The following is a 506-nucleotide window of genomic DNA, read 5'->3' on the forward strand; positions in this document are numbered from 1 at the left end:
GATGCGGTGTGGCTGTCGCCGGCGCTGCTGCGCGCCACCGGGCTGCAGCCGGGCGGGATTTTCACGCTCAGCGCGGCCGGGCGGCAGGCGCGCTTCACAGTGATGGGCCGGCTGGCGGCGGCCGGCGATGACGCGCAGATCGCGGTGATCGACATTGCCGAGGCGCAGTGGCGCTTTGGCCAGCTGGGGCGGCTGCACCGGCTGGATGTGAAGCTGGTCGATCACGCCGGCGCCCGCGCGGCACTGGCCGCAGCGCTGCCGGCCGATGCGGTGCTGGTGACGCCGGAGGCCGAAGCCAGCCGTGCCGATGCGCTGAGCCGCGCCTATCGCGTCAACCTCGGCATGCTGGCGCTGGTGGCGCTGCTCACCGGCGGCTTCCTGGTCTGGTCGGCGCAGGCCTTGAGCGTGGCGCGGCGGCGGCCGCAGTTCGCGCTGCTGGCGGTGCTGGGCCTGCCCCGCCGTGGCCTGGTGCGGCAGTTGCTGGCCGAGGGCCTGGTGCTGGGGCT

The 506-nt window shown here is 74.9% G+C and carries 1 protein-coding gene; it reads left to right on the forward strand.

The genetic code is table 11. The features are described 5' to 3' along the window. On the forward strand, positions 1-506 hold a 506-nt coding region (locus tag GJ693_RS16690), incomplete at both ends, for an FtsX-like permease family protein (RefSeq protein ID WP_156257306.1).

The organism is Sandarakinorhabdus oryzae, from assembly GCF_009733735.1.
In the GTDB taxonomy this organism is placed as follows: Bacteria; Pseudomonadota; Alphaproteobacteria; order Sphingomonadales; family Sphingomonadaceae; genus Sandarakinorhabdus; species Sandarakinorhabdus oryzae.